Here is a 6,389-nt window from a genome sequence, read left to right as displayed (position 1 = left end):
CACTCAGACCAAGGCTGGCATTACCAGCATAAACAATACCAACAAATGCTCAGAAACAAGGGTATCCGGCAGAGCATGAGCCGCAAAGGTAACTGCTTGGACAATGCAGTGATTGAGAACTTTTTTGGTCTGCTCAAAAGCGAGCTGCTCTACCTGCAAGAATTTAACTCCATGGAGCACTTTAAGCAAGAACTGATAGAATATTTAGATTACTACAATAACAAAAGAATTAAGGCGAAATTAAAGGGCTTGCCGCCTGTCTTACACAGACAACAAGCCCTTTCAGTAGCTTGAACAGTATTTATTTGAAAATATTGTCTAACTTTTTGGGGTCACTTCAATAATGCACCCGCTCGGTTTTATTTTTATATGAAAGCATATCTACTTATCCCTGAACGCAATCATCAACATACTTCACCAAATCCCCCGGCTGACAGTTCAGTAATCTACAAATCGTATCAATCGTTTTCCAAGACACCAATTCGCCATGTCTCATTTGTTGTAGATAAGATTGGCCTATCAGTTTTTCTTCTCTTATTCTTGTAGATGTATACCCTTTTTCTTTTAATGCAGCTAATATATCAATTTTATATCGAATCGCCATATAAAAAGACTCCTTTCCCATTATCCTTATTATATCTCTTGATAGCACTAATATCAAGTGCATAATATTCACAATTTTAGCACTGTATTTTAGTGCATTTTATCTATTGATAGCACTAATATTTAGTGCTATAATATAGACAGTTAAAGGGAGAACCCAATACAAAACACAAAAGGAGATACAAACCATGAGCCAGAACGAATTAGTAGCAAAAATTGAAAGCCTGAATGAATGGGAAGCCTTAATGCAGGAAGCCAAAGAGCAGGCCGAAGCCATCCGCGACAGCATTAAGGCAGAAATGCTTGAAAGAGATACCGAAGAACTCAATGCAGGGAAATACATCATCCGTTGGACTTCGGTACTCTCCAATCGCTTTGACACCACAGCGTTTAAAAAGAAGTACGGCGAATTATATAAAACCTTTACTAAGCAAACCGCCAGCCGCCGTTTTTCCATCAGCGCATAAGAAAAGCCCCTTGTACGAACACCGACCAAAGTAACCGTACAAAGAGCTTTACCCCAACCAATCAGGAAGGGCAAGAACATTATAGCTTGCCCTTCCTCTAAAATCAAGGAGAACATAAAATGAAAGAATTGACAAGCTATAACCGCGTTGCGGGCTATCTGAACAAGATGTTTGATTTGCTCAATGCAGAATTTTTTGAAAGTGCACTTTCAAGACCAACTATCACCATCCAATCTACACCAAGAGCATATGGACACTTTTCTTTGCAGGCGGATACATGGGTTTCCAAACTGGGCGCAACCCACGAAATCAATATCGGAGCTGGAACGCTTGCAAGGCCAATTGAAGATGTTGCTGCTACTCTCCTTCATGAAATGGTACATTACTACAACTATGAAAACGGCGTTAAGGATTGCAGTAGAGGAAATACTTATCACAACAAACGCTTTAAAGAATCCGCCGAATCTCATGGATTGATTGTAGATTACAGCCAGAAATATGGATGGGCGCATACGTCTCCCAGCGATAAACTTCTTGACTTTATTCTACAGAATGGCTTAACTGACATTCTGATTTGTAGAAACGAGTTTACAGGCTTCCATATGACAGGAACAGGAACACATAGCGGCACGGACAACAGCTTGCCGCCCCGTGCATCCAGCACAAGGAAATATATCTGCCATTGCTGTGGAAATTCTGTTCGAGCCACCAAAAATGTTAATATCGCCTGTCTCGACTGCAATATGCATATGATAATTGAAAAGTGAACTTCAAAAATAGGGATGCAGCAAAAACTGCATCCCTATTTTCCATTCTTCATAAGCTGGTTTAAAATGTTGTATGTGCCCGTATTTTAATTTTATTAGCGTTTATATGCAAAATGTGAAAAAATTTAATACAGGGCATCTACAGCCCCGTATGAGCTATGTATATCATGTACCATTTGCGGCAGGTTCATTTAGTAAAACTTCATATTCCGACACATACATCCAGATATAACCGCGATAGGTCGGATAGCGTTTTTTGCAACAGTCCCTGATTCCTATCGCGGGTATGCCGGTTTCTCTTTGCGCTTCAGCAGCCGTTTGAAACATGAATTTTAATTCCTTCGTTTCTTTATCCAGCGCAACAATCGGCTTCCCATGCTTCGCGTTATGTTCGGCGCGTGTACACCACTCCAGATTGAGATAGCAATTATTGCTTTTATTGCCATCAATGTGATGTACCTCCGGTAAGTTATAGGGATTGGGCACAAATCTTTGCGCAACCAATCGATGAACAAACGCGTTCTTCCCATGAATCTTCACAGTATCATAGCCGTTTCTGTCTTTGCAGAACTTTAAATATGTCACTGTATCGGTATCACGGTGATAATGTTGCACTGCATCACCTGCGTTTACGATGAAATATTCACCCTGTTCGTCCGCCTTAGTGACCATACGAAAATATGTCTCGTCATTGTAGGAGAAAAAGCCTTTTGGGTATTTTTGCGCAAGATTTTTTAAATTTTCAGTAATCATAAACAAGACTCCTTTTAAGATATAAAACTCAACAGTCTTCTATTGATTTTAGGCGGTTATTTAAAACGGGCAGGAGTCTTTTTTTGTGGAAAAGCCTATGAAGAATGGTGCATATAAACTCTTCCAGTACTTGTTTTATACATTTTAATCAAGCCGCCATATTGACTGTTTATGTTCCATATTATACCATAAAATTGTTTCTATTTCAATATGCAAAACGCAAATAAGTTGCGAAAATATATGAATAAACTGTAAATAGCGGGTTTAGACATCTAAAAAGTATCTTATCAGATATTCATTAAAATACCTGTAGATTTGCAGGCATTCAGCACTTCATCATCCTTCAAGCCTTCCAAATACCGTTGTGTAATACTGATGTTGGAATGTCCCATCACGCGGGACAGACTATACAAATCCAGACCATTCTTTAACTGCATCTGTGCGAATGTGTGTCTGCATGTATGCGGGCTGACTCGGATATCCCGATTGACACCAACCCCTTTCCCTGCAATCTTGATAACACGGTGAATCGCTTCGGTTGTCATCGGCCTGCCGTTCCTGCTTAGAAATACGTTTTCCGGTACATGGCGGTACACAAAGTAATGTTCCCTTGTATTGATATATTTGAAAAGCCATTTGCTTAACATCGGACTTTTCGGAACAACCCTTTCTTTGCTGCCTTTCCCATATATGATGATATATTCATCTTTTATCTGCGAAAGCTTCATGCCTATTAACTCGCTTACACGAATACCTGTGTCAAAGAATGTCATCAGCATCAGTTTGTCCCGAAGCTGCATATAGCTTTGCCCGTGGTAGAAATCAACCATATCTTTTACTTCCTTTTCGGTAAAAGTCTGAATAATGGTTTTCGGCATTTTGACGTTCTTTATCCGGTCTGTCAAAATCGTATCTGTGTAGCCTTCCTCGTACAAATACCGGAACAAGACCTTAAACGCTTTAATCTGGTCATTGATATATTGCGGTTTCTTCCCTTGCTCTTGTAGCTCCATAATATAGCCTTTGATATATACAGGGCGCATATCCTCTAAGGTCAAAACCATATGCCTGTCTTTCAGGTAGTCCAGCAAATACGAAATCAGTTTACTGTAGTTCTTAATGGTTTTGTCCGACAGTTTTCTACACTTGCAGTTAAACTCAAATTCCTTTGCTGCATCATTTAATAACATAAAAAAGCACCTCTTTCTGCGGCGTTATGCCTTAGAAAGAGGTGCGATTTGCTTCTGTTATGGTAGTCCATCCGCTACTGTAGTTTCCGCGAACCGTTTCGCTTTCGCTACCGTAACAAATTCACATATTATCTAACAGAACGTAGACCTTCAAAAAATCACATTAGAACTTTTAATGCGTTCTATCAGTAACTTTATCGAAAATCAGAGGATACTTGCAACAACTTACTTGTTGTCAACCTCAGCCATGTGCTCGATGAGCATCAGCAGCTTGTTGGAGTAGCCCCACTCGTTGTCGTACCAGGAAACAACCTTTACGAAGGTGTCGGTCAGCTGGATGCCGGCCTTGGCGTCGAAGATAGAGGTGCGCTCGTCGCCCAGGAAGTCGGAGGAAACAACGTCCTCATCGGTGTAACCCAGAACGCCCTTAAGACCGCCCTCGGAAAGCGGCTTCTCGGAAGCAGCCTTCATCGCAGCGCAGATATCCTCGTAGGACGCCGGCTTTGCGAGGTTGCAGGTCAGGTCAACAACGGAAACGTCCAGAGTCGGAACACGCATGGACATACCGGTCAGCTTGCCGTTCAGCTTGGGGTAAACCTTGCCGACTGCCTTAGCAGCGCCGGTAGAGGACGGGATAATGTTGCCGCAAGCCGCACGGCCGCCGCGCCAGTCCTTCTTGGAGGGGCCGTCAACAACCTTCTGGGTGCCGGTAGCGGAGTGAACAGTGGTCATCAGACCCTCGGTGATGCCGAACGCCTCGTCCAGAACCTTAGCGATCGGAGCCAGGCAGTTGGTGGTGCAGGAAGCGTTGGAAACAAAGGTCATATCCTTGGTGTAGGTGTCCTGATTAACGCCCATAACGAACATCGGGGTGTCATCCTTGGACGGAGCAGACATAATGACCTTCTTCGCGCCGCCGTCGATGTGTGCCTGTGCCTTCTCCTTGGTCAGGAAAACGCCGGTGGACTCAACAACGTAATCAGCGCCGGCCTTGCCCCACGGAATGTTCTTGGGGTCCATCTCAGCGAAGAACTGGACCTTCTTGCCGTCAACGGTGATGGAGTTGTCATCGTACTCAATGGTGCCGTCGTAACGGCCATGCATGGTGTCGTACTTCAGCATATATGCCATGTAGTCCGGAGTCATGAAGGGATCGTTTACCGCAACGAACTCGATGTTCGGGTTCTTCAGACCGGCGCGGAAAACCATGCGGCCGATACGGCCAAAGCCATTGATGCCTACTTTGATAGCCATTTGTTAGTTTCCTCCTAAAAATTATCGAGATTATTCTCTTTCAATGGTTTTATTATACACTAAAGTGCCTGTATGCCGCAAGGTGTAATATTTGTGAATTTTTTGTCATTAGCGGCGGGGTTTTTGTATATTTTTCTTTGCAATGCGTGCGGCACTGGTGGTATAATAAAACCATCATACAAAATATAGTATTTCAGCCGTCAGCCGACCTTATACCTGTCCGGGTACAGGGGCGGCCGAAATTTTCTGGAGGATAAGGATGACCGACACTTTCTTTTCCCAGCTCGAAGGGACGGCAGTCTGCGAGCTGCTCTCCCGTACCGGGCTGCAGGATGCGGCGCTTATCGTAGTGGGCGCATCGCTCCGCATTGAAAACTGCAATGCGGCTGCCGCCGGCATGACCGGCCTGCACCCGCTCGACCCGATCGCACCTGTGCTCAGCGAATATGCGCTGCAGGCACTGCGCATATGCATCGCAGCCGGAGAACCCCGCACTGTTTATGAGGAGCTGGACGGCGCCACCTACCGGCTTGAACTGATCCCCCACCGGGAAGGCGCACTGCTGGCCTTCCTGCGGTGCGACCGCGCCGCGTATGACGGCAGCCTGCGTGTACTGCACGCCAAAAGCGCCCAGTATCTCGGGGCACTGCTGGCCGATGCCGGGCAAATCGAAGATCCGGCGCTGGCCGGCCGCATCCGCCGGGGCTGCCTGCGGCTGCACCGCCTGCTCAATCACTCGGATTTTCTGCACGACCCGCCGCAAACCGAGCAGCTCCGCCTGCAATACTGCGATCTGGCAGTTCTCTGCCGCACCGCAGCGGAAGCGGTAGCCGGCGCGGACCGTCCACCGGTCGAAGTGCGCGCCCCCCATCCGTGCAGTGCACTGGTCGAACCCGGCCTGATCCGTACAGCGCTGTACAACCTGCTGACCAACGCCCTGCGCGTGACCACTAAAGAGGAAGGCGTGACCGTCATCCTGCGGGACGACGGCATCTTCTACACCATCACCGTAGCCGACCGCGGCCCCGGACTCGATCCCCGGCTGTTCGACTGGCTGCTGGAAGGCTGGCACCGCACCATGCCGCTGAAGGAATACCTGTCGCTGGTGCGCCATGGTGCGCCGCTCGGACTGGGTCTGCCGCTGACGCAGTGCATTGCGCAGCTGCACGGCGGCCGCCTGCTGCTCTCCCCGCGGGAGGGCGGCGGCAGCGAACTCCACCTGAGCATCGCACACCTGCCGGATACCCTTGCCGATCATAACCTGTACGCTCCCATGATTATGGAAGACGGGTGGACGGTCGAGGAGATCGAGCTTTCCATTCTGGATTGACCTGCGCATCCGGCTGCGCCGCACA

Annotated in this window: 8 protein-coding genes; 4 read left to right on the top strand and 4 right to left on the bottom strand. The window is 46.8% G+C overall.

The features are described from left to right. Positions 1–294, top strand: a 294-nt coding sequence (locus T363_RS0101845; protein ID WP_031472690.1) for an IS3 family transposase, incomplete at its 5' end; no start/stop codon positions are given. A gap of 91 nt (positions 295–385) precedes the next feature. Here T363_RS0101845 and T363_RS0101840 read toward each other — a convergent pair. Beyond that, positions 386–604 (bottom strand): helix-turn-helix domain-containing protein, encoded by a 219-nt coding sequence (locus T363_RS0101840; RefSeq protein WP_034971441.1) that lies wholly within the window; start codon positions 602–604, stop codon positions 386–388. A 187-nt stretch (positions 605–791) separates the two neighbouring features. Here T363_RS0101840 and T363_RS0101835 point away from each other — a divergent pair, with 187 nt between their 5' ends. Next, positions 792–1,070 carry a hypothetical protein gene (locus tag T363_RS0101835; protein ID WP_031472686.1) on the top strand — a complete coding sequence of 93 codons (279 nt, stop codon included), beginning with the start codon at positions 792–794 and terminating at the stop codon, positions 1,068–1,070. 119 nt (positions 1,071–1,189) lie between these two features. Next, positions 1,190–1,837 (top strand): SprT-like domain-containing protein, encoded by a 648-nt coding sequence (locus T363_RS0101830; RefSeq protein WP_031472684.1) that lies wholly within the window; start codon positions 1,190–1,192, stop codon positions 1,835–1,837. A gap of 165 nt (positions 1,838–2,002) precedes the next feature. Here the strand turns inward: T363_RS0101830 and T363_RS14330 are convergent, their stop codons facing one another. The 3 genes from T363_RS14330 to gap form a co-directional block, all read right to left on the bottom strand. Beyond that, positions 2,003–2,590, bottom strand: a complete 588-nt coding sequence (locus T363_RS14330) for an HNH endonuclease signature motif containing protein (RefSeq protein ID WP_034971439.1) — start codon at positions 2,588–2,590, stop codon at positions 2,003–2,005. Between the two features lie 287 nt (positions 2,591–2,877). Next, positions 2,878–3,780 carry a tyrosine-type recombinase/integrase gene (locus T363_RS0101820; protein ID WP_031472680.1) on the bottom strand — a complete coding sequence of 301 codons (903 nt, stop codon included), beginning with the start codon at positions 3,778–3,780 and terminating at the stop codon, positions 2,878–2,880. A gap of 225 nt (positions 3,781–4,005) precedes the next feature. Further along, a complete protein-coding gene (gene gap, locus T363_RS0101815; protein ID WP_031472678.1) occupies positions 4,006–5,034 on the bottom strand; it encodes a type I glyceraldehyde-3-phosphate dehydrogenase in 1,029 nt (342 codons plus the stop codon). A gap of 259 nt (positions 5,035–5,293) precedes the next feature. Between gap and T363_RS0101810 the strand changes: the two genes are divergently transcribed. Beyond that, on the top strand, positions 5,294–6,364 hold the full coding sequence (locus tag T363_RS0101810) for a sensor histidine kinase (protein WP_031472673.1): 1,071 nt from the start codon (positions 5,294–5,296) through the stop codon (positions 6,362–6,364). Positions 6,365–6,389 lie beyond the last annotated feature (25 nt).

This window comes from Agathobaculum desmolans ATCC 43058 (assembly GCF_000701665.1).
Classification (GTDB): Bacteria; Bacillota; Clostridia; order Oscillospirales; family Butyricicoccaceae; genus Agathobaculum; species Agathobaculum desmolans.
This window is presented reverse-complemented; position numbering and strand designations above follow the sequence as displayed.

What these genes read in the sequence shown, in the direction of transcription:
- T363_RS0101820 (WP_031472680.1), bottom strand. Translation starts at nt 3,780, where the DNA reads ATGTTATTAAATGATGCAGCAAAGGAATTTGAGTTTAACTGCAAGTGT.
- T363_RS0101810 (WP_031472673.1), top strand. Translation starts at nt 5,294, where the DNA reads ATGACCGACACTTTCTTTTCCCAGCTCGAAGGGACGGCAGTCTGCGAG.
- T363_RS0101840 (WP_034971441.1), bottom strand. Translation starts at nt 604, where the DNA reads ATGGCGATTCGATATAAAATTGATATATTAGCTGCATTAAAAGAAAAA.
- T363_RS0101835 (WP_031472686.1), top strand. Translation starts at nt 792, where the DNA reads ATGAGCCAGAACGAATTAGTAGCAAAAATTGAAAGCCTGAATGAATGG.
- T363_RS14330 (WP_034971439.1), bottom strand. Translation starts at nt 2,590, where the DNA reads ATGATTACTGAAAATTTAAAAAATCTTGCGCAAAAATACCCAAAAGGC.
- gap (WP_031472678.1), bottom strand. Translation starts at nt 5,034, where the DNA reads ATGGCTATCAAAGTAGGCATCAATGGCTTTGGCCGTATCGGCCGCATG.
- T363_RS0101830 (WP_031472684.1), top strand. Translation starts at nt 1,190, where the DNA reads ATGAAAGAATTGACAAGCTATAACCGCGTTGCGGGCTATCTGAACAAG.